Genomic DNA, 21,022 nt, shown 5'->3' with positions numbered 1-21,022 from the left:
GGCGAAGCCTGCTTCGCCGGAGCGGGATGCGGATTCTAAATTCTCCTCCGACGCAAGACGTCTTCGCCGGAGCTGACAGTAATTTACCACACATACCGAAAAAACGCGCCTGCACTCCATCAGGAATGCGGGCGCGTTCGTTATTCACATTTATGCTTATCTTTCCTTCATTGCTCTGTCGATTTCACGTTTCATATCTTTTTGTTTCAATGCATCGCGCTTATCGTAGCTCTTTTTCCCTTTTGCCAGCCCGATGAGCACTTTCGCAACTCCATTTTTGAGATAGACTTTCAACGGCACCAACGTGACGCCTGTCGTCTTGGTCTCTTCAATCAAATATTTGATTTGTTTTTTATGCAGCAGTAATTTCCTGGTACGCAGCGGGTCGTGGTTAAAGATATTGCCCTGTTCGAATGGGCTGATATGCACATTCTGGAGAAATACTTCCCCGTTCCGGATACTTGCATAGCCATCCTTCAAGTTTATTTTCGCTTTGCGGACGGATTTGATTTCCGTTCCTGTCAGCACCATCCCGGCTTCTATCGTATCCAGGATGATGTAATCATGACTGGCTTTTCTGTTCTGCGCTAAAACTTTTCCTTCGCCTTTTGGCATACTTCGACACCTTCATTTCGTTAGCTTACTTCTTTTTGCCTCTGTCCTTTTTCCCTTTGGTTTTTTTGCCTGTACGGGAATAGAATGGCTCTTTTCCTTTTGCGGTCTTTTTGCGCGGCCCGCTGTCGCGATCGGATTGGCCCGGTTTCCGTTTTTTGCCCTTCGGAATCTTCGAGCGGATCTGTTTGACCAGATCCTGATCGCTCTGGCTCTGAGTCCTATCCTTATCGATGACCAATGAGAAATCGATGGCGCGCGTGACAGGATCAGAATTTTCTACTTTGATTTTGACTTTTTGGCCAATGCGGTACATGACCCCGGTGCGTTCACCCATCAAAAGCATATGACTTTCGATGTAGTTAAAGTAATCTTCCGCCATTTTCGAGATATGCACGAGGCCTTCCACGGTGTTAGGCAACTGCACAAAAATACCAAATTTTGTAACGGAACTGATGACGCCTTCGAACTCTTGTCCAATTTTGTCCATCATAAATTCTGCCTTCTTAAGCGACTCGGTTTCGCGTTCCGCATCTACGGAGCGGCGTTCCATCTGCGAACTCTGAACAGCGATATCCGGCAATTGCCCCTTCCATTTCTCAACCACCTTCGGATCGACGATACCTTTTCCATACGTGCGGATCAACCGGTGAACGATCAGATCGGGATACCTTCTGATCGGTGAAGTGAAGTGAGTATAATCTTTTGCAGCCAGCCCGTAGTGGCCCACGGGAACTGCATCATATTTCGCTTGCTGCATGCTGCGCAACAGCGTGGTCGAAACAACGGCTTCGTAGGGCTCGTCCTTGACTTTCGCCAAGACAGCCTGCAGTTGCTTCGGTTTTACGTTTTCATGCGTACCGCTCACAAGAATGCCGAAGGTCGTCACAAATTCCAGGAAGCGCATCATTTTGGTCGGGTCCGGTTGCTCGTGGATCCGGTAGATGAAAGGCAGATTTGCCTTCGTGAAATGATGGGCGATCGTTTCATTCGCACTCAACATGAAAGATTCGATGAGGCGCTCGCCGACACCGCGATCCTGCACATAGATGTCCAGCGGGCGGCCGTTTTCGTCCACGATGATTTTCGCTTCATCGGATTCGAAATCGATGGCCCCGCGTTTTTGACGTTTTTTCAAAAGGGTTTCATGGAGTATTGCCATATCTTCGAACATCGACACAAAATCGCTGTATTTATCACGTAGTTTTTTGTCGTGATCCATCAAGATTGCGTTGACGTCGGAGTAGGTCATCCGTTGTTTCGACTCGATGACACTCGGGAAAATATCATAAGCAACCACTTCCCCATCCGCATCCAATTCCATCTCACAGGATAATGTCAAACGATCTTCATGCGGCAGCAAGGAACAGATACCATTCGATAATTTTTGGGGAAGCATCGGAACGACCCGATCCGTCAGATAGACACTGGTTCCGCGTTCATAAGCTTCGCGATCGATTGGAGAATTTTCCGTCACGTAATAGGAAACATCCGCGATATGTACACCCAACAGATAATTGCCATTTTCCAGTCGTTTCAGGGAAATCGCATCATCCAGGTCTTTTGCATCAGCGCCATCAATCGTGACGATCTGTTCCGAACGCAAATCCCGTCTGCCTTCCAACGCCTCGGCCGGAATCTCCAAAGGAATATTTTCGGCCTGGGCCAACACCTCCTCCGGAAATTCGGAAGGGATGCCGAACTTATACAAGATGGCCAGAATGTCCACACCAGGCGCATCCTTATGGCCGATTTCTTTCGTGACCAGCCCCTCCATTTTGATTGGATTCTGCGGTGTCGGATAGCTGGTGATTTCAACCAGACAGACACTGCCCTCCACAGGATGAAGGCCTTCTGGCTTGATGTAGACAACAATGCTGTTGATTTTAGTATCTTGTGGGATGACAAACCCCAAAAACCCAGTTTCTTCACGACGGTCCGAATCGTAAGGAACAAACTCACCGACGACCTGATTCGACTTGCGCGTCAAAACAGCAGTTACCTCGGCTTCGACACCTCTGTCATTCCAAGGCTCGGCCTCACGGGTGATTTTAACTTCGACCGTGTCCCCTTCCATCGCGCTGCCGGTTTTGCCGCGCGGGATGAAGAGATCACTCTCATTCGGATCGATCGTCACAAAGCCGAAACCACGATCGTTGCTTCTGAAAGTACCTGTCATTGTGGCACTTTGCGTTTTAAGACGGAATTGTCCGGTTTTGTTCAGCACCAGAATCCCTCTTTCTTCCAACTGAGCAAAGACTTTTACTAGTGCTTTGAATTCATCGGATTCCGTGTAACCCAACGCTTCACTTACTTGCTTCAAGGTCATGCTCTTTGCGGCATGCTCTTGAAAATAGGCTAGAACGTCAATTTGGATCTGATCTATCTTTCTCATACTTATCCCTCATTCCAATATAGTCGGTTCAAAAATGCCAAAACTGTTTCCTCAAATACGTTTCTGTCTTTCCCGACAGTAATAACATGCGTTGCTTCAGAGAAGAAATGATAATCCACTTCTGCATTTACGAGGCGATCCGCCAACAATTTCCCGCAGTCGGCGCTGATCATTTCATCCTTGCCGGATTGTGCGATGTAATAGGGAACTGTGATGTCGGCAAGATTCGCCTTGATCAGTTCCGTAAACTCATCCAATTGGGCAAGCTGGGCATTCAATTTTGGCTTCATCAGCGCCAATTCGTGCTCGATTTCCAGATTCGCCATACCGAGTTTCTTTTTCGACAGCTTGGCGAAATGCATAAAACTGATCGGCACGCGGGAATCCTCAAAACTGATGATTGGTGAATTGAAAGATCCGCCACCGATAAATCCGCCAGTTTCGATGGCTCTTGTTGCCATAATGCCACCCATCGACAGTCCGAAAACGGCAAGCTGATCGTATCCCTTTTCCATCAGTTCTGCTTTTGCACGCATGGCATCAGCGAACCAGATATCAGGGCCGCCTAAATCGAGGATATCCTCAAATCGGTCGGTTGCATGCCCCGTAAAATTCGGTGCATATACAGTATACCCATTCCGTTCCAAAAACCGTCCCAACAAACGCACATCATTTGCACTGCCGGTGTAGGCATGCAGCAAAAGGACGGCGCGCGGGCCTGCTTCGAAGAAAAAGGGTTCTGGTAAATGGATTGCTTTCATAATATTCCTCCCAACTCGTTCATCTTCATTTTACTGTATTTACAGCTTTTTTCCTAATATATCCAATCTGACTATAAATAATTTTGACCGTTTGTCCATTGGGAAAATATTTTGCTCGATGTCGATCCCGCTCTGGAAATTCTCGGTGAACTGCTCCTCGCCGGGAATTTTGGTCTGTTTGCGTGCCTTAACTAAAAAAAGCAGAAACCGGATAGTGGGTCTCTGCCTGCAATAGTTAATTTGAGGATAGATAGGTCAAAGCCAGGGCGATCAGGATGAACAGCGCTCCGAGAACGACTGTGATCTGACGCAATACCGCTTCAAAACCTCTTGCCTTTTGTTTTCCGAATAATTGCTCTGCTCCACCTGTAAGTGTACTGGCTGCATTTGTTTTTGACGGTTGCATCAGCACAACAATGATCAACAGCACAGAAACAACCAACAGGGCCGTTAATAGTACATCGTATAATGACAAAGGATGGACCTCCCTATAATAATTTTCTACTACTAACTGTAGCACAAATTATAGGGTTTTGCTAGCAATTTCAGAAAAGAAAAGCGCCCGGACCTGCCGCCTCCAACGAAGGGGACTGTCCGGACACTTTTGCCGTTCTTTTTTAGGGGGATGTCCCACGTTTAAAACAGGGATCCGTCACACTCTTCTTGAAACGCGAATCATCACACTCTCTTTGAAATGTGTTCTGATTCGCAGACACCACTACCGTTTCGAAACCAGCTGTCGTTCACAAAAGAGGTGACCGACAGCTGGTTTCTCCAACGTACGGGTGTCTAAACGCGAATCATCACACTCTCTTATCTTCTGATGACGCGGACGTTTACGATGCCGTCGATTTTTTTGAAATTCTCGACAACTTCATCCAGTACTGCTTGGTCAGTTTCGGCGATATCGATGACAGTGTAGGCATAGTTGCCGCGGCTGCGGTTCAGGATATCTTCGATGTTGATGAAGTATTTAGCCAAACCGGATGAAATCTGTCCGACCATGTTCGGGATGTTCTTGTTGATGACCGTTATGCGGATAGGAGAATGCATCGCGATATCGACTCCCGGGAAGTTCACGGAATTCACGATGTTCCCTGTTTCCAGGAAGTATTTTAATGTTTGGGCTGCCATGATTGCGCAGTTCACCTCAGCTTCTTCAGTAGAAGCGCCCAAGTGAGGCATTACAATGATGTCATCATTATGAAGCAAAGCTTCGTCAGCGAAATCTGTAACATATTTGCGGATGCACTTTTCTTTCAATGCTGCCAGCATATCAGCTGTGTTGACCAATTCGCCACGGGCAAAATTCAAAAGAACAGCATTGTCTTTCATTTGAGCCAGGAAAGCTGCATCAACCATACCTTTTGTTTCGGCATTGACGGGCACATGGATGGAAATGTAATCAGCTTTAGCCAATACTTCAGCGATTGAAGCTGCCTTTTGGACACGACGGTTGATGTTCCATGCTGTTTCCACTGAAACATATGGGTCATAACCAATGACTTCCATGCCTAAACGGAATGCATCATTGGCCAACATCGCGCCGATAGCACCAAGGCCGATGACACCCAATGTTTTACCGGAGATTTCCGTCCCCGCAAATTGGCTTTTGCCTTTTTCAACTTGCTTCTCAACATCGTCACCACTTAATGTTTGGACCCAATCCAGTCCTTCTTTGATTGGACGGGCAGCCATGATCATAGCTGCCAACACAAGCTCTTTGACCGCATTGGCATTCGCGCCTGGTGTGTTGAAGACAACGACGCCTGCTTCGGAACATTCTTCAACGGGTACGTTGTTGACGCCGGCGCCGGCACGGGCAATGGCTTTCAAGCTCTCAGGGAATTCCATGCCATGCAGTTTTTCACTGCGGAGGATGATGCCGTCAGGATTTGCGCCTGAATTAAGGACAAATTGATCTGCATTCAGTGAATTTAAACCTTCTGGGGCAATCGCGTTGTAAGTTTTAATCTCGAACATTATTTGAATTTCCCTTCCTTAGCTTCAAAAGCTTTCATAAATTCTGTTAATTCTTTGACACCTTCGTACGGGAATGCATTGTAGATACTTGCGCGCATACCGCCTACGGAACGGTGGCCTTTCAGGTTAAGGAAGCCTAACGCTGTAGCTTCTTTGACGAATTTCGCATCCAATTCTTTATCTCCGGTAACGAATGGGATATTCGTCAATGATCGGGAATTGACAGCAACTGGAGAAGAGAATAAATCTGATTCTTCAATCGTACGGTACAGTAAGCCAGCTTTTTCTTCGTTCATTTTTACCATAGCTTCCACGCCGCCCAAATCCTTCAACCATTCGAAGACTAATTTAGCTACATAGATAGAGAAACTTGGTGGTGTATTGTATAGAGAATCGTTTTTGATGTGTGTACGGTAATCAAGCATGCTTGGTAATGCATTCTCGGTTTGGATCAGGTCTTCTTTCACGATCACAATCGTCAATCCTGCAGGCCCGATATTTTTTTGTGCTCCAGCGTAGATCAATCCGAAGTCGTTGACATCGTAACGATTGGATAAAATGTTGGAAGACATATCGGCAACGATCGGTGCATTCACGAAACGAGGGATTGTTTGGAATGCTGTTCCTTCGATTGTGTTGTTGGTTGTGATATGGATGTAGTCATATGCTTCGTCTGTTTCCGGAATTTCAGGAATGTAAGTGAAATTATCCGCTTCGGAACTTGCCAATACTTCAATATTGGGCACTTTTAAAATCTTAGCTTCAGAGATGGCTTTCTTAGCCCATGATCCGGAGTTGATGTAACCGACTTTGCCGCCTTTTCCAAGATTCATCGGAATCATGGAGAACTGCAGACTTGCACCACCTTGCAGGAACAAAACTTTGTATCCATCCGGAATATTCATTAATTCCCTTAATAATTGTTCTGCATCCTGAATGATTTCTTCGAACAAGGAGGAGCGGTGACTCATCTCCATAACTGACATGCCACTATCTTTGTAGGATAGCATTTCACTCTGTACTTTCTCTAAGACTGATTCTGGTAATATTGCTGGACCAGCGGAAAAATTTCTTGCTCTTTTCATCCTTTTGTCTCCCCCTTATCAATTGTCCTCATTATTTATTAATAATAATTTAATCTTATTATAGCAGATTATGCGACGAATGAAAGCGAAAATGCCTATTTTCCAAAAATAATTACATACGGATGTTAGGAACAAACCTCGAAAATATCATAATATTGGAACCTAAGTCGAATTTATCGACCAAAACCCGAACGTTATAGCTTTACGCAACAAAAAAAGTCCGGCGTTCCAAGCGCCGGACTTTTCTCGTGTCTGGTCATCCCAGACGGTCTTTATGTGAAGACAGTGTTCCAAGCACTGCCTTCCTGTTAATCAATTAAAATTATTTGTTTTTTAGGTTGTAGAAAGATTTCAAACCATCGTATACAGCCAATTCACCTAATTGATCTTCGATGCGTAACAATTGGTTGTATTTAGCGATACGGTCAGTACGGCTCAATGAACCAGTTTTGATTTGTCCAGCGTTTGTTGCAACAGCGATGTCAGCGATTGTAGCATCTTCTGTTTCGCCTGAACGGTGAGAAACAACTGCAGTGTAACCAGCTTTTTTAGCCATTTCGATAGCTTCAAAAGTTTCAGTCAATGAACCGATTTGGTTAACTTTGATCAGGATTGAGTTAGCAACGCCTAATTCGATAGCTTTAGAAAGTTTTTCAGTGTTTGTAACGAACAAGTCGTCACCAACGATTTGAACTTTGTCGCCTAAAACTTCAGTTAATTTCTTAGTACCTTCCCAGTCATTTTCGTCCAAGCCATCTTCGATTGAGATGATTGGGTATTTTTTGCATAGGTCAGCGTAGAATTCGATCATTTCATCGACAGTTTTTTCGCCTTCGCCTGAATCAGCTAAGTCGTAAACACCTTTTTCTTTGTTGTAGAATTCTGAAGAAGCAGCATCCATAGCAAGAACAACGTCTTTACCAGGTACATAGCCAGCTTTTTCGATAGCTTCGATGATTACTTCGAAACCTTCTTCGTTTGAACCCAAGTTAGGAGCGAATCCACCCTCGTCACCTACAGCAGTAGAGTAACCTTTAGATTTCAAGATTGCAGCCAATGCGTGGAATACTTCAGCACCCATACGTAGAGCTTCTTTGAATGAAGGAGCGCCTACAGGCATGATCATGAATTCTTGGAAGTCGATGCTGTTGTCAGCATGTGATCCACCGTTGATGATGTTCATCATTGGAGTTGGTAATGTTTTAGCGTTGAATCCGCCTAAGTATTGGTACAAAGGTACATCCAAGTAATCTGCTGCAGCGCGAGCTACTGCGATAGATACTGCCAAGATTGCGTTAGCGCCCAATTTTTCTTTGTTAGGAGTGCCATCTAAGTCGATCATTGTTTTGTCGATAGCTAATTGGTCACGTACGTCGAAACCTAGGATAGCATCAGCAATGATGTCGTTTACGTTCGCTACAGCTTTCAAAACACCTTTTCCAAGGTAACGCGCTTTGTCGCCGTCACGTAATTCGATTGCTTCGTGTTCGCCGGTAGAAGCTCCTGATGGAACCATTCCGCGTCCGAAAGCGCCGCTCTCTGTGTAAACTTCAACTTCGATAGTTGGGTTTCCGCGTGAATCAAGTACTTCTCTAGCTAAAATATCTGTAATGTATGGCATGGTTTTCTCTCCTTTTAGTTGGCTGAATTACTTGTGTTACCAAGTATCATTTTAGACAATTATCTTACTTTATGCAATAGCTGAAGCGTTTTGCTTACGCTTTAACGATCAGCGATTCGCCTGTCATTTCTGCTGGTTTTTCTACGTTCAACAAATCAAGCATAGTTGGAGCAACGTCGGCCAATTTGCCGTCGGTGCGCAACGTAACGCCTTCTTTGGTTACGATCACAGGAACCGGTACGGTTGTGTGCGCAGTATGCGGTTGTCCGTCTTCAGTGGACATAGTATCCGCGTTACCGTGGTCAGCGAAGATGATGGCATAGCCATCTTTTGCATGGATAGCGTCAACGACAGCACCCAAGTTCTCATCCACTGCTTCAATCGCTTTGATTGTAGGTTCCAACATACCTGAATGGCCTACCATGTCAGGGTTCGCAAAGTTAAGGATGATGGCGTCGTATTTGTCGTCATTGATCTCTTTCACTAATGCTTCGCCCACTTCATAAGCACTCATTTCAGGTTTCAAATCATAGGTTGCAACTTTCGGTGAAGGGATCAGGATGCGTCCTTCGCCTTCGAAAGGCTCGTGACGTCCGCCGTTCATGAAGAAAGTTACATGCGGATATTTTTCAGTTTCCGCGATACGCAGTTGTGAAAGGTTGTGTTGTGCCAACACTTCACCCAGCACATTCGTCATCGGGATCGGCTTGAAGGCGATATCCGCAATAACTGTGTCTTGGTAAGAAGTCATTGTCACAAATTTCACGTTTGTTGCGCGCTCTTTGCGATCGAAATTCGTCCACTCTTCGTTAGTGAAGGCATTCGACAATTGAATCGCGCGGTCCGGACGGAAGTTGAAGAAAATGATCGCATCATTGTCTTGCAGCGGTCCTACTGGCTTGCCGTTTTTAACGATGACAGTCGGCAGTACGAACTCATCCGTTTTACCGTCTGCATAGCTTGCTTTTACGACATCTTGTGCAGACTCAAACTTCTCGCCTTCGCCGTGTGCGATGGCGTTGTACGCCAATTCAACACGTTCCCAACGGTTGTCACGGTCCATTGCGTAGTAGCGACCGGAAACAGTCGCAATTTCGCCCAGTCCGATCTCTTCCATCGCTTTTTCCACTGTTTCGATGTAGCCTGGTGCAGCGTGAGGATCCACGTCGCGGCCATCAAGGAAAGCATGCAGATAAAGTTTTTTGACACCTTTTTCTTTAGCGCTCTTGATCAAAGCGATGACATGATTGATGTGACTGTGCACACCACCGTCGGAAAGCAGACCGAAAAGATGCAAAGCAGAATCATTTTCAGTCGTGTGATCGTAAGCACCGACAAGCGCTTCGTTCGTCAAGAATTCACCATCGATGATGGCTTTATCAATTCTGGTCAAACTTTGGTAGACAACTCGTCCGGCACCAATGTTTGTATGCCCTACTTCGGAATTACCCATTTGGCCTTCAGGAAGTCCTACAGCCAATCCGGAAGCCAGCATCGTTGCATGCGGAAAATTGTTCCAATAACGGTCAAAGTTCGGTTTCTTTGCTAGCTTAACCGCATTGCCCATCATTTCGTTTCTCCAGCCGAAGCCGTCCAAAATAATTATCGCTACCGGTTTTTTACTCATTATTTAATAGCCTCCAATAATGCTAAGAATGAATCAGAAACCAAACTCGCACCACCGACCAAAGCGCCATCGATATGTTCTTCAGCCATGTATTCTGCAATGTTCTCAGGTTTAACGCTGCCGCCGTATTGAACGCGGACTTTGTCAGCCACTTCTTGGCCGAAGATTGAAGCTACAGTTGCGCGCACTACGCCGCAAGTGTCGTTCGCATCTTTTGCAGTAGAAGATTTCCCTGTACCGATTGCCCAGATTGGCTCATAAGCGATAACCAGGTTAGCTACTTGGTCTGCAGTCAAATCTTTCAAGGCAGCTGTAATTTGTCCTGAAACCCACTCGTTTGTAACGCCTGATTCGCGTTGTTCCAATGTTTCGCCGCAGCAAACGATCGGTGTCATACCATTGCGAAGAATAGCGTGCGCTTTTTTGTTGATGTCTTCATCTGTTTCGTGGAAGTACTCACGTCTTTCAGAGTGTCCGATAATGACGTAGTCGACGCCTAAGTCGCCTAAAGCTTTCGGGCTGATTTCACCTGTGAAGGCACCCTCTTCTTCAAAGTAACAGTTTTGCGCGGCAACTTTCAAATCAGTTCCCTCTGTAGCTGCTACCATGTTTTCTAAAAATAAAGCCGGTGATCCAATAACAGCTTCTACTTTATCAAAAGCAGGAACCTTAGTTTTTACAGCCTCGATGAATGCTTGTGCTTCCTTAGCTGTTTTGTTCATTTTCCAGTTACCGGCAATAATCGGTTTACGCAATATACTCACTCCTTAAGATAGGTTGCTTATTTGTCAGAAATTGATGCTACACCTGGTAATTCTTTACCTTCAAGGTATTCCAATGATGCTCCGCCACCTGTTGAGATGTGCGTGAAATCATCAGCAAAGCCTAATTGCATAGCTGCTGCAGCTGAGTCTCCACCACCGATGATCGTTACAGCATCGCTTAATTTAGCGATTGCTTCGCAGACACCGATTGTTCCTTGAGCAAAGTTTGATAATTCAAACACACCCATTGGTCCGTTCCATACAACTGTTTTCGCGCCTTCAAGTTCTTTAGCGAACAATTCAACGGAAGCAGGTCCGATATCCAATGCCATTTGGTCAGCAGGGAATTCTTCGTTTTTAGCGATTGTGATTTCCACATCGTTGCCGAACTCATGAGCCATTTTAGCATCGATAGGCAAAATCAATTTATCGCCAGCGCTCTCCAACAATTCTTTCGCCAATTCGACTTTATCAGCTTCCAATAAGGATTTGCCGATTTCCAAGCCTTGTGCTTTCATGAATGTGTAAGCCATGCCGCCGCCGATAAGTACTTTGTCGGCTTTGTTCAACAAGTGTTTGATGACGCCGATTTTGTCGCTTACTTTTGCTCCGCCAAGGATTGCTACGAATGGACGTACAGGCTCGTCAACAGCTCCGCCGATGAACTTGATTTCTTTCTCCATCAAGAATCCAGCTGCGCTTTCAAGGTTAGAAGCGATTCCGACGTTGGAAGCATGTGCACGGTGAGCTGTACCGAATGCATCGTTCACGAACAAGTCGCCCAGGCTAGCCCAGTATTTGCCCAATTCAGGATCGTTTTTGCTTTCTTTTTTGCCGTCAACATCTTCGAAACGAGTGTTTTCGAATACCAAAACATCTCCGTCTTTCAATGCTGCGATAGCAGTTTCCAAAGCTTCTCCGCGTGTTTCAGGAACGAAAGTGACTTCTTTGCCCAATAATTCAGCCAAACGATCAGCTACAGGCTTCAAGCTCAACTTCGCTTTGTCTTCTTCAGTTTTTACTTTTCCTAAGTGAGAGAAAAGAATGACTTTTGCGTTATTTTCGATCAAGTAGTTGATTGTAGGAAGAGCCTGAACGATACGGTTGTCGTTAGTGATTGCTCCATCTTTCATAGGAACATTGAAATCAGCACGAACCAATACTTTTTTTCCAGCTACATCTAAATCTGTTACAACTTTCTTTGTCATTACGTCGCCTCCTGATATGTGTATCTACATAAGAAAAGCGAGGAAGCGCGTTGCCTCCCCGCTTTTGATATCTTCTACGATTCAGCTTTCATTAGATGAAAGATGAGATCTTATAAGCTAGCAAATTCTACTAAAGTACGAACTAATTGTGAAGCGTAAGACATTTCATTGTCGTACCAAGCAACAGTTTTAACCAATTGTTTGTCTCCAACTGTCATTACTTTAGTTTGTGTTGCATCGAATAAAGAACCGAAGTTCATGCCTACGATATCGCTTGAAACCAATTGGTCTTCAGTGTAGCCGTAAGATTCGTTAGAAGCAGCTTTCATAGCAGCGTTAATTTCTTCTACAGTTACAGTTTTTTCCAATACAGTAACTAATTCAGTCAATGAACCAGTTGCAACAGGAACACGTTGAGCAGCTCCGTCCAATTTGCCTTTCAATTCAGGCAATACGTCACCGATAGCTTTAGCAGCACCAGTTGTGTTAGGAACGATGTTTGCAGCAGCAGCACGTGCACGACGGAAGTCGCCTTTAGGATGTGGAGCATCCAAAGTGTTTTGGTCGCCAGTGTAAGCGTGGATTGTAGTCATTAAGCCTTCAATGATTCCGTATTCGTCGTTCAATACTTTAGCCATTGGAGCCAAGCAGTTAGTTGTGCAAGATGCGCCTGAAACGATAACATCGTCAGCATCCAAAATGTTGTGGTTAACGTTATAAACGATTGTTTTAACGTCGCTGCCTGCTGGAGCAGACAATAGAACACGTTTAGCACCTGCATCAACGTGAGCTTGAGCGCCTGATTTGCTCATGAAGAAACCAGTACATTCCAATACGAACTCTACGCCAAGTTCTGCCCATGGAAGATCCGCTGGGTTACGTTGTGATAACACTTTGATGTCTTTTCCGTTTACAGTGAAGAATCCGTCATTAACTTCTACATCACCATTGAATCTGCCTTGAGTTGTATCATATTTCAATAAGTGAGCCAACATTTTAGCGTCAGTCAAGTCATTGATTGCTACAACTTCGATTCCTTCTACTTCTTGAATACGGCGGAATGCTAAACGTCCAATACGTCCAAAACCGTTAATACCAACTTTTACTGTCATACTGAGATTTCCTCCTTAGGATAAGTCAAAATTTTTATTTTAAAGGGTTACCCCTTTTAAAATCAGATTAGCTGCACCCTCATCTGTAATCAGCCATGTTTGATGCGGGGCATATTTCATGAATGCTTTAATTGCCTTGGCTTTCGTATTTCCCCCTGCAATGGCCATTGCGTACGGGATCTTTTCGATTTCTTCAATCTGAAGCCCGAAGCGGGACAACCGATAGACGATTTCTCCATTTTCATTGAAGTAACAACCAAAGGCTTCACCTACCGCATTGTGCGCTTCCAGGGACGAAATCATCCCATGCGACATCCTGCGTCTTTCCATCATTACTTTAGCATTACCGATGCTATATAACAAGCAGTTTGCCTTTTTCATGACGGATAAAGTATGTTTGATCGATGGCTCGGATTTCATTGATGCATAAGCTTTTTCGCTCAAGTTATCGGGAACGAAAAGTGCCATGTTCTCACCGCCGACCAATTGCGCCATACGATCGCTGACACTGTTGGCTTGTATCGACATCGATTCGCCTAAACCACCTCGTGTCGGAACAAAAATAAAATTCCTGTTCTGGGACAATTCAGGTGAAAAATGTTCGGCAGCCCGTGCCATTGTACTCCCACCAGCCACAGCAACGATAAATTCGCCTGCCGGCAATAACGCATGCAGTTCTTTGGCGGCCGTTTTTCCGATTTCATCCAGAATGGATGCATCTTCATCGCTGTCACCAGGAACAATCCTACAAAACTGAATGTTCAAATAATCCGCTAAGGCCTTCTCTTTCGCATTCATATTCAGCAATAACCGCATGAATTTTTCCAGGTGACGGAAAACATTTTCGCCTTCCTCGGTCAACTCCATTCCGTTCTTAGAACTCGACAAGAGACCTTGTTTCCGCAAAAAATCTGTCTCAGTCCGCATAGTCCTTTCTGATAAGGAAACTTTATCGGCCAGGACGCGTCTTCCGACTGGAGCGTACATTTGGATATTACGCATGATGTGGTAACGATTTTGAAGGGCTGACATAATATCCGGGACTATTTGCTGCAAGACTGAAATAGACTCTTCCATAACAACCCTCTTCATTTGCACGTGGACGCTTTTCGCCCCGCTGCAATCTAAGGCGGTCCTCGTTTATTTCATATCAGGAGAGATGGAATAAGACTGTAAATATTTTTTTACTTCCGTCTATTCTCCCTCGTCTTTACTCCATCATTTTAACAGTAAATACTAGACGTTTCAAGCGTTTTGATAAATTAATTCAAATTCCTTCAAAATAGATTCGTTCAATATATCACGAGTAACCTATAATCCGATTGCCTTTCAGATATGCGCTTTCAAAAAACCTTGATACAACAACCATTCAAAAAGGGTCGTTTTTCGTCCCGTTATTGTTTAGCGCTTCGCATCTTTTTACTTATCTTAACCGCTTTTCGTGGCTATTCACCGCATAGCTGGCGCAACAAAAATGTCCCACGGTCCGTTTCAATCATTTTCTCCAATATTTCTTCGCGCATGACAGTGACCGGGACCGCTAAATCTTCAGCCAAGCGAGTCACATCGAGCGGCTCCAGTTCTCGGCCTTCCAGGAAAAAGCCTTTCTGCAAGGAACAGATCAATTCTCCCGCCGCAAGCAACATTTCTTTTCTGAATGCCAACGCCGACCGCAGTTGCTCCCCTTCCGTTTTCTTCGCTGCCAGAAATTGTTGTACGTCTTCATCATCATGCTGCAGCATCTCTTCATAATATTCTTTTTGAAAAACAACAAATGGAGAAGCCCACTCATTGTATTTCACAGTCAGGTGCCCATCCAGCAGTTGCAGATAAAGATCCGGTCTCGGCAAAAATAGATTGTCATCGCCGAATGCGGATCCCGGTGTCGGGTCCAACGATTGGACATACTCGAATACACTTTTCACGTCGGCCAGATCAACTGCCATTTCATCCGCTATTTCTTGCCAGTTTTTATCACTGAAAGCCGTGAAGAAATTTTCCAAGACATAATAGGCGATTTCCGGCGCGTGTTCATCCCGCTCCGTCTGCAGCATCAGACATTCCTGCAGATTCCGGGCACCCACACCTGGGGGATCCAATTGGTGCAGAAGCGTCAATGCATCCAACATCTCAATCGGTTCGACGCCCTTCTGTTCCGCGGCTTCATTCAGATTGATGGTGACGTACCCCTCCGGATTGATGAACGCCACCAAGAATAACACCAAATCGCGCAAGGGTGTATCCCGCATATTTGCATAGATTTGTTCCAATAAAAAAGTATCCAACGCCGGCACTTCTTCAGACACTTGATCCATTGCGGAAGCAGTGTCCATAGGGTCGTCCTTATCCGGCTTGTATACAACCGTTTTTTCTTTTACAGCGCGTTCGTCGAATTCTTTATTTATTTTCACTTCGATCAAAGGATTGCCCAACGCTTTTTGTTGAAGATAAGCGAACAACTCCTCGTTGTCGTATCCCACAAGCTTCAGCGATTCCTCTAAGCTTTCCTTATCCATATGCACACTTGATATAACTGACACATCAACCCCTCCTCCCCTTTTCAGAATCATTTTATCACACACAAGCATTTATTGAAATCGTTTTCAGTTAAAGGGATTGGATTTCAATCGCAGCAGGATTGGTGATTCTGTAGTTTAAAGGACGTTCTTCCGACTTAAAGAGACGTCCCAGACAACTCTGGAATTTGAAATTGAATTTCCCCCTTGCCATCTTTCACGCTATAGGTTATAATTTTAATGTTGCTTGTCTCCTTAGTGTAATGGATATCACGTAAGATTCCGGTTCTTGAGATGGGGGTTCGATTCCCTCAGGAGACGTATTATTTTATTGATGCATCAACGTTCCCAGCATTTGAATGCAAAGCAAATGCAAAAAATCTCCTTTCCCTCGCGGAAGAGGAGATTTTTTTATTCGATTTTTTATTCACCCTGAATACAATCCGCATTTCTGCTATCTATTTTTGGACATTTGCTGACTGAAACGATATGATTGACTAAGGTATATTTCACCAGAAATCGTCAGACTTATGGACAAACATTACAATTGACCTTTCCTGACCAATGAGTTAAAATAAACCATGTAAAGAAAAACTGTTCATTCAAAACGAACGAGGAGGAAACATATATGAACTTAATCCCTACAGTAATCGAACAATCATCCCGTGGTGAACGTGCATATGATATTTATTCCCGTCTTCTGAAGGACCGCATCATCATGTTGAGCGGCCCTATCGACGATAATACGGCGAACTCAGTCATCGCGCAATTGCTATTCTTGGATGCCCAAGATTCCGAAAAAGATATCTATATCTACATCAACTCTCCAGGCGGCAGCGTATCTTCTGGTTTGGCCATCTACGATACAATGAACTTCATCAAAGCGGATGTTCAGACCATCGCAATGGGTATGGCAGCTTCAATGGGCAGCTTCTTGCTGACTGCCGGCGAGAAAGGCAAACGTTTTGCGTTGCCGAATGCTGAAATCATGATCCACCAGCCTCTTGGCGGTGCACAAGGTCAAGCAACCGAAATTGAAATCGCAGCCCGCCATATCCTACAGACACGCGAACGCCTGAATAAAATTTTGGCTGAACGCACAGGACAACCGATGGAAGTCATCGAACGCGATACCGACCGCGACAACTACATGACCGCGCAACAAGCGAAAGAATACGGATTGATCGACGAAGTCATGGTCAATTCAAAATCATTGAAATAAAAATATGCGACAAAAGCGAGGACGACCAGCAGAAGGATGCTGGCCGTCCTCGTTTTTATATGGCTGATTTTGTGGAGCATGGGTAGAAAGATTTGACCTTTTTCATTGGCACAACAGCGGATACGAGTTCGCAGCTCCGGTGAGGCGCCCGCTTACCGGCGGAGACCGATTGATATCGGTGCAAACTCCAGCGAGGCCATCCTTTCAGGAGTTCGCTCATCTAATTGCGTCTGTGCTCCGGCGAAGCCTTCGCTCACCGGAGCACAGCAAATGAAGAACAAAGAAATAATCCGAAACCCCACCCGCTCGCACCTATTCAGGAAAAAAATCAAAAAAGGGCAGACGGAACGCAATCGTTCCTGTCTGCCCTTCTTATTTCCTTAACGGATATAATCAAAGATATGTTCCCAGGTCTGCTTGCTGAACACGAGGGCCGGATTGCCGTCACCCAGAACACCGTATCCGACCATCAATCCGGCTCCGAAGAGAATGAAAGCCATCAACATGAATATCAAAACCCACATCACCGTTGACAGTACAGGTTTGAAATCAAATTTCAAAGCGATCACCTATCTTCCTTTTTTTATTTTTGTTTTTTGGATCAGTCGCGCCAACAAACCGAAAAGTCCGCTGGACGGACGATTCTTTTGATCGATGTTGTTCAGTAGGATACCCGTTCCCAAAGCAACTGCATCCAATGGTTTTTCAGCAGCAAATACCGGAACTTTCAACTCGCTCGAGAAGAGTTTCTCGATTCCGCTGATCAAAGCACCCCCACCTGTCAACACGATTCCGGTATTGATGATGTCGGCAGCCAGCTCAGGAGGCGTCATTTCCAAAACTTCCTTCGCTTGCTCCACGACCAGAACCAAAGTCTCGTGCATCGCTTCATATACTTCTTTCGAAGTGATGTAAATAGTGCGCGGCAGTCCCGTCACCATGTCACGGCCACGGATTTCCATCTTCTCTTCCTTCTCAGGCTCCAAAGCGGTCCCGATCGTTATTTTGATTTTTTCAGCAGTCCGTTCACCGATCAACAATTTGTGTTCTCGTTTGACGAAATTCATGATGTCGGCATCCAGTTTATCACCGGCTGTTTTGATCGAGCTGCTCGTTACGATACCGCCCAAAGACAATACTGCGATATCACTCGTTCCGCCACCCATATCGATGACCATATTACCGTTCGGCTGAAAAATATCAAGCCCGGCTCCGACAGCAGCAACTTTCGGTTCTTCCTCCAGATACACATTCTTGCCGCCACTCTTTTCTGCGGCTTGGATGATCGCTTTTTGTTCAATCGTAGTGATGTTCGTCGGACAACAGATCAAAATGTTCGGCTTAGTCAAAAAACCCTTCACATTTAAGCGATCAATAAAGTGGGTCAGCATTGCTTCTGTGATGTCAAAGTCTGCGATAACGCCGCCTTTCAGCGGACGAATGACTCTGATGTTTGCCGGCGTACGCCCAACCATCATATAGGCTTCTTCCCCAACTGCTAAAACTTTTCCGGTTTTTGTGTCTACTGCGACAACGGAAGGCTCGTTCAAGACGATACCTTTCCCCTTAACGTGAATCAGTACGTTTGCTGTACCTAAATCGATTCCTATATCTCTGGCCACGTTGTTCCCCTCTCAAACATTCATCATTTAGCGATAGCTATCTTGCGGACGACCGTTGTCCGACTTATTTTACGAAAAGTGCTTCAACTTCCGCATCGCTGAAAACATTTTTTTCATCTTCGGTTACACGTTCAACATCAGCACCCAAAGCCTGCAGCTTTTTATCGAATTCATAATAACCACGGTCCAAATGCGACAGATTCGTGACGCGTGTATAGCCTTTGGAAACAAGGCCAGCGATAATCAAAGCAGCTGCCGCTCGCAGATCCGATGCGGCTACTTCAGCGCCTTGCAGATCAGTATTGCCATGAATCAGGACCGTCTGCCCTTCGACTTTGAAATCAGCATTCATACGGCGCATCTCTTCCAAATGCATAAAACGGTTTTCGAATACCGTTTCGGTCATCGTGCTGGTTCCTTGGGATACTAATTGCGCAATCGTCATTTGTGCCTGCATGTCGGTAGGAAACCCTGGATGTGGCATCGTTTTGACATCGGTCGCTTTCAAAGAACGTGGACCGATGACACGCAGACCATTTTCTTCTTCCTGGAAAGCAACGTGCATTTCCTTCAGTTTCGAAATCAGCGGCTTGTTATGATCGGCAATCGCATCTTCGATAAAAACATTCCCGTTCGTGACTGCTGCTGCAATCATGAATGTTCCTGCTTCAATTCGGTCCGGGATGATCGAATGTTCTGTTGCCTTCATGGACGAAACGCCTTCGATACGGATTGTTTCTGTTCCGGCTCCGACCACTTTCGCGCCCATACGGTTCAGGAAATTAGCCAAATCGACGATTTCAGGTTCGCGTGCGACGTTTTCGATGATGGTGGTCCCTTCCGCCAAAGTAGCGCCCATCATGATGTTCTGAGTAGCACCGACACTCGGGAAGTCCAAATAGATGCGTGCACCGACCAATCTGTCGACTTTCGCTTCAACAAAACCGTTCTCGATTTTGATGTCAGCTCCCATTGCTTCGAAACCTTTCAAGTGAAGGTCGATAGGTCGTGTTCCGATGGCACAGCCACCAGGTAAAGCGATACGCGCGTGACCCAGACGTGCTAATAGCGGACCCATAACGACGATTGACGCACGCATTTTGCTGACATAAGCAAAGGGCGCTTCAAAATTGATGTCGTTTGATGCATCCGCTAAGATGGTGTTGTTGTTTTCTTGAAATTCAACGCCGACATTCAGATGTTTCAGAACATTATTCATTGTGAAAACATCAGACAGTATCGGAACGTTCGTCAATACAGATTGCCCTTCGCTTGCCAAAAGTGTAGCAGCCAAAATCGGCAAAACTGCGTTTTTTGCGCCTTCAACTTTAACTGTTCCTTCAAGACGGTTACCGCCGCGAACAATTATTTTTTCCATTAAAAATCCCTCCGAAAGTCAATTGTGATTTCATTTGTATGTTTGTATGCAACTATTGTAAAAAATGGAACTCTGATCTGCCTTTACAGGCACATTCTATTGTGCAACTGTGAGCGGGATCATGAGAACAGTAAGTAACTGATATTTCGCGAGGTTGTCACCAACTCAAGCAGAAACTTACTTACCGTAAAGCCTAAAGCAATCGACAGAAAGAAATAGAGCACCCTTGCTTCGCGTATGTGTCCCTTTCTGATCCATTTCTCCAGCCTGATGGCTTTTAACGACCAAAAAGAAATGAAAATGAATATCATATGGGAAAGCAATACTATTATACCGTTAAACAGCGTTAAGTCCAAGTGACGCACTCCTCCCATATTCTCAAACTATACTAACATAAATATTTTGAAAAAAAAACCAACAAGCTGTTTTTTGTCGGACTATCGCCTAAGAATTTACTAAGAAAATCGTTTACATTCATATTCTTTATCAGGTATAATAATATGTTACAATACATCAGAATGAAATTGTGAACTATTTCTGCAGATAATTTGTGCATATCGTCGCGTCCACTAATTAATTGTCAGGAAATAAATAAATGGCTCCAAAAAAAAGAGGCCATCTCTGGCCTCTTTTTCTCAGTTGGATCTGTTCTTCGAAACACCGATACGCGGGAGTTTGACACTTACGAATCGAAAAAGCATCCGGAAAGCCCGAGAGGGCTTATTTTTTTTGTCAAATTTATCGGTTAAATTTTGCGTGACTTAGCGTGATTTGTTATAATGAAAATAAAAAGGAGCTGTTCTTATGCGGTTGAAAGTTTCAAAATCTAAAAACGCTGCCTCCTTCTACGTTACCAAAACCATCTATGAGAACGGAAAGGAACGAACCATCACGGTAGAGAAGCTCGGCACTGAAAAGGAGCTCCGTGAAAAACTGGATGGGCAAGATCCTTATGCATGGGCAAAAACGTATGTGTCGGAGCTTACTGCGAAGGAAAAAGAAAACCAGCGAGAAATCCTCGCTCCCTTATCCCCTATCAAACAAATCGAAAAAAATCAGCCTTGTCTATTCAATGGTGGCTACCTGTTCCTCCAGGATATTTATTATGATTTAAAG

17 protein-coding genes, 1 tRNA gene and 2 pseudogenes are annotated in these 21,022 nt (G+C 44.9%); 3 read left to right on the top strand and 17 right to left on the bottom strand.

The window, feature by feature from the left end:
* Positions 1-156 precede the first annotated feature (156 nt).
* The 13 genes from smpB to TES5_RS06585 all read right to left on the bottom strand — a co-directional run bounded on the left by smpB (position 157) and on the right by TES5_RS06585 (position 15,708).
* Positions 157-615, bottom strand: a complete 459-nt coding sequence (gene smpB / locus TES5_RS06645; RefSeq protein ID WP_068561084.1) for an SsrA-binding protein SmpB — start codon at positions 613-615, stop codon at positions 157-159.
* A gap of 25 nt (positions 616-640) precedes the next feature.
* A complete protein-coding gene (gene rnr / locus TES5_RS06640) occupies positions 641-3,007 on the bottom strand; it encodes a ribonuclease R (RefSeq protein WP_068561083.1) in 2,367 nt (788 codons plus the stop codon).
* A gap of 2 nt (positions 3,008-3,009) precedes the next feature.
* Positions 3,010-3,768, bottom strand: a complete 759-nt coding sequence (locus TES5_RS06635; RefSeq protein ID WP_068561082.1) for an alpha/beta hydrolase — start codon at positions 3,766-3,768, stop codon at positions 3,010-3,012.
* Between the two features lie 235 nt (positions 3,769-4,003).
* The gene (gene secG / locus TES5_RS06630; protein WP_068561081.1) at positions 4,004-4,243 is read right to left on the bottom strand and encodes a preprotein translocase subunit SecG; all 240 of its coding nucleotides are present in this window, start codon (positions 4,241-4,243) and stop codon (positions 4,004-4,006) included.
* 338 nt (positions 4,244-4,581) lie between these two features.
* Entirely contained in the window at positions 4,582-5,751 is a 1,170-nt protein-coding gene (locus TES5_RS06625; protein WP_068561080.1) for a phosphoglycerate dehydrogenase, read from the bottom strand.
* The gene (gene serC / locus TES5_RS06620; protein WP_068561079.1) at positions 5,751-6,836 is read right to left on the bottom strand and encodes a 3-phosphoserine/phosphohydroxythreonine transaminase; all 1,086 of its coding nucleotides are present in this window, start codon (positions 6,834-6,836) and stop codon (positions 5,751-5,753) included. Before serC ends, TES5_RS06625 begins: the two co-directional genes overlap by 1 nt.
* Positions 6,837-7,158: 322 nt before the next feature.
* Entirely contained in the window at positions 7,159-8,457 is a 1,299-nt protein-coding gene (gene eno, locus TES5_RS06615) for a phosphopyruvate hydratase (RefSeq protein WP_068561078.1), read from the bottom strand.
* Between the two features lie 94 nt (positions 8,458-8,551).
* Entirely contained in the window at positions 8,552-10,084 is a 1,533-nt protein-coding gene (gene gpmI, locus TES5_RS06610) for a 2,3-bisphosphoglycerate-independent phosphoglycerate mutase (protein ID WP_068561077.1), read from the bottom strand.
* A complete protein-coding gene (gene tpiA, locus TES5_RS06605) occupies positions 10,084-10,839 on the bottom strand; it encodes a triose-phosphate isomerase (RefSeq protein ID WP_068561076.1) in 756 nt (251 codons plus the stop codon). The genes gpmI and tpiA overlap by 1 nt, the downstream gene beginning before the upstream one ends.
* Positions 10,840-10,865: 26 nt before the next feature.
* Positions 10,866-12,056: a phosphoglycerate kinase gene (pgk, locus tag TES5_RS06600; RefSeq protein ID WP_068561075.1), complete on the bottom strand. Its 1,191-nt coding sequence runs from the start codon at positions 12,054-12,056 to the stop codon at positions 10,866-10,868.
* 110 nt (positions 12,057-12,166) lie between these two features.
* Entirely contained in the window at positions 12,167-13,168 is a 1,002-nt protein-coding gene (gap, locus tag TES5_RS06595) for a type I glyceraldehyde-3-phosphate dehydrogenase (protein ID WP_068561074.1), read from the bottom strand.
* 39 nt (positions 13,169-13,207) lie between these two features.
* The gene (locus TES5_RS06590; RefSeq protein ID WP_068561073.1) at positions 13,208-14,245 is read right to left on the bottom strand and encodes a sugar-binding transcriptional regulator; all 1,038 of its coding nucleotides are present in this window, start codon (positions 14,243-14,245) and stop codon (positions 13,208-13,210) included.
* A gap of 368 nt (positions 14,246-14,613) precedes the next feature.
* Positions 14,614-15,708, bottom strand: a complete 1,095-nt coding sequence (locus tag TES5_RS06585) for an RNA polymerase factor sigma-54 (RefSeq protein ID WP_178137788.1) — start codon at positions 15,706-15,708, stop codon at positions 14,614-14,616.
* Positions 15,709-15,933: 225 nt separating this feature from the next.
* Between TES5_RS06585 and TES5_RS06580 the strand changes: the two genes are divergently transcribed.
* Together TES5_RS06580 and clpP are read left to right on the top strand one after the other, a co-directional pair.
* Positions 15,934-16,005, top strand: a tRNA-Arg gene (locus TES5_RS06580).
* A gap of 253 nt (positions 16,006-16,258) precedes the next feature.
* Complete coding sequence (clpP, locus tag TES5_RS06575; protein ID WP_255356051.1) at positions 16,259-16,906, top strand: ATP-dependent Clp endopeptidase proteolytic subunit ClpP; 648 nt, start codon at positions 16,259-16,261, stop codon at positions 16,904-16,906.
* Positions 16,907-17,286: 380 nt separating this feature from the next.
* Here clpP and TES5_RS06570 read toward each other — a convergent pair whose 3' ends face one another.
* The 4 genes and pseudogenes from TES5_RS06570 to TES5_RS06555 form a co-directional block, all read right to left on the bottom strand.
* Positions 17,287-17,475, bottom strand: coding sequence for a DNA-directed RNA polymerase subunit beta (locus tag TES5_RS06570; protein ID WP_068561070.1), 189 nt, complete (start codon positions 17,473-17,475; stop codon positions 17,287-17,289).
* 81 nt (positions 17,476-17,556) lie between these two features.
* Positions 17,557-18,528: pseudogene (locus TES5_RS06565) on the bottom strand (rod shape-determining protein); the annotation flags it as partial.
* A 64-nt stretch (positions 18,529-18,592) separates the two neighbouring features.
* Entirely contained in the window at positions 18,593-19,906 is a 1,314-nt protein-coding gene (gene murA, locus TES5_RS06560; protein WP_068561069.1) for a UDP-N-acetylglucosamine 1-carboxyvinyltransferase, read from the bottom strand.
* A 119-nt stretch (positions 19,907-20,025) separates the two neighbouring features.
* Complete coding sequence (locus TES5_RS06555) at positions 20,026-20,280, bottom strand: DUF1146 family protein (RefSeq protein WP_068561068.1); 255 nt, start codon at positions 20,278-20,280, stop codon at positions 20,026-20,028.
* Positions 20,281-20,710: 430 nt separating this feature from the next.
* Between TES5_RS06555 and TES5_RS06550 the strand changes: the two are divergent.
* Positions 20,711-21,022 (top strand): annotated as a pseudogene (locus TES5_RS06550) (transposase); the annotation flags it as partial.

The sequence above is a fragment of the Trichococcus sp. ES5 genome (assembly GCF_900067165.1).
GTDB lineage: Bacteria > Bacillota > Bacilli > Lactobacillales > Aerococcaceae > Trichococcus > Trichococcus flocculiformis.
Note: the sequence above shows the minus strand (reverse complement) of the source record. Positions and strands in the feature narration are given on the sequence as shown.

Bases quoted from the DNA above. Each gene is read 5' to 3' on its own strand.
- gap (WP_068561074.1), bottom strand. From the start codon at position 13,168: ATGACAGTAAAAGTTGGTATTAACGGTTTTGGACGTATTGGACGTTTA.
- TES5_RS06590 (WP_068561073.1), bottom strand. From the start codon at position 14,245: ATGGAAGAGTCTATTTCAGTCTTGCAGCAAATAGTCCCGGATATTATG.
- TES5_RS06625 (WP_068561080.1), bottom strand. From the start codon at position 5,751: ATGTTCGAGATTAAAACTTACAACGCGATTGCCCCAGAAGGTTTAAAT.
- serC (WP_068561079.1), bottom strand. From the start codon at position 6,836: ATGAAAAGAGCAAGAAATTTTTCCGCTGGTCCAGCAATATTACCAGAA.
- gpmI (WP_068561077.1), bottom strand. From the start codon at position 10,084: ATGAGTAAAAAACCGGTAGCGATAATTATTTTGGACGGCTTCGGCTGG.
- rnr (WP_068561083.1), bottom strand. From the start codon at position 3,007: ATGAGAAAGATAGATCAGATCCAAATTGACGTTCTAGCCTATTTTCAA.
- smpB (WP_068561084.1), bottom strand. From the start codon at position 615: ATGCCAAAAGGCGAAGGAAAAGTTTTAGCGCAGAACAGAAAAGCCAGT.
- murA (WP_068561069.1), bottom strand. From the start codon at position 19,906: ATGGAAAAAATAATTGTTCGCGGCGGTAACCGTCTTGAAGGAACAGTT.
- pgk (WP_068561075.1), bottom strand. From the start codon at position 12,056: ATGACAAAGAAAGTTGTAACAGATTTAGATGTAGCTGGAAAAAAAGTA.
- TES5_RS06555 (WP_068561068.1), bottom strand. From the start codon at position 20,280: ATGGGAGGAGTGCGTCACTTGGACTTAACGCTGTTTAACGGTATAATA.
- eno (WP_068561078.1), bottom strand. From the start codon at position 8,457: ATGCCATACATTACAGATATTTTAGCTAGAGAAGTACTTGATTCACGC.
- TES5_RS06635 (WP_068561082.1), bottom strand. From the start codon at position 3,768: ATGAAAGCAATCCATTTACCAGAACCCTTTTTCTTCGAAGCAGGCCCG.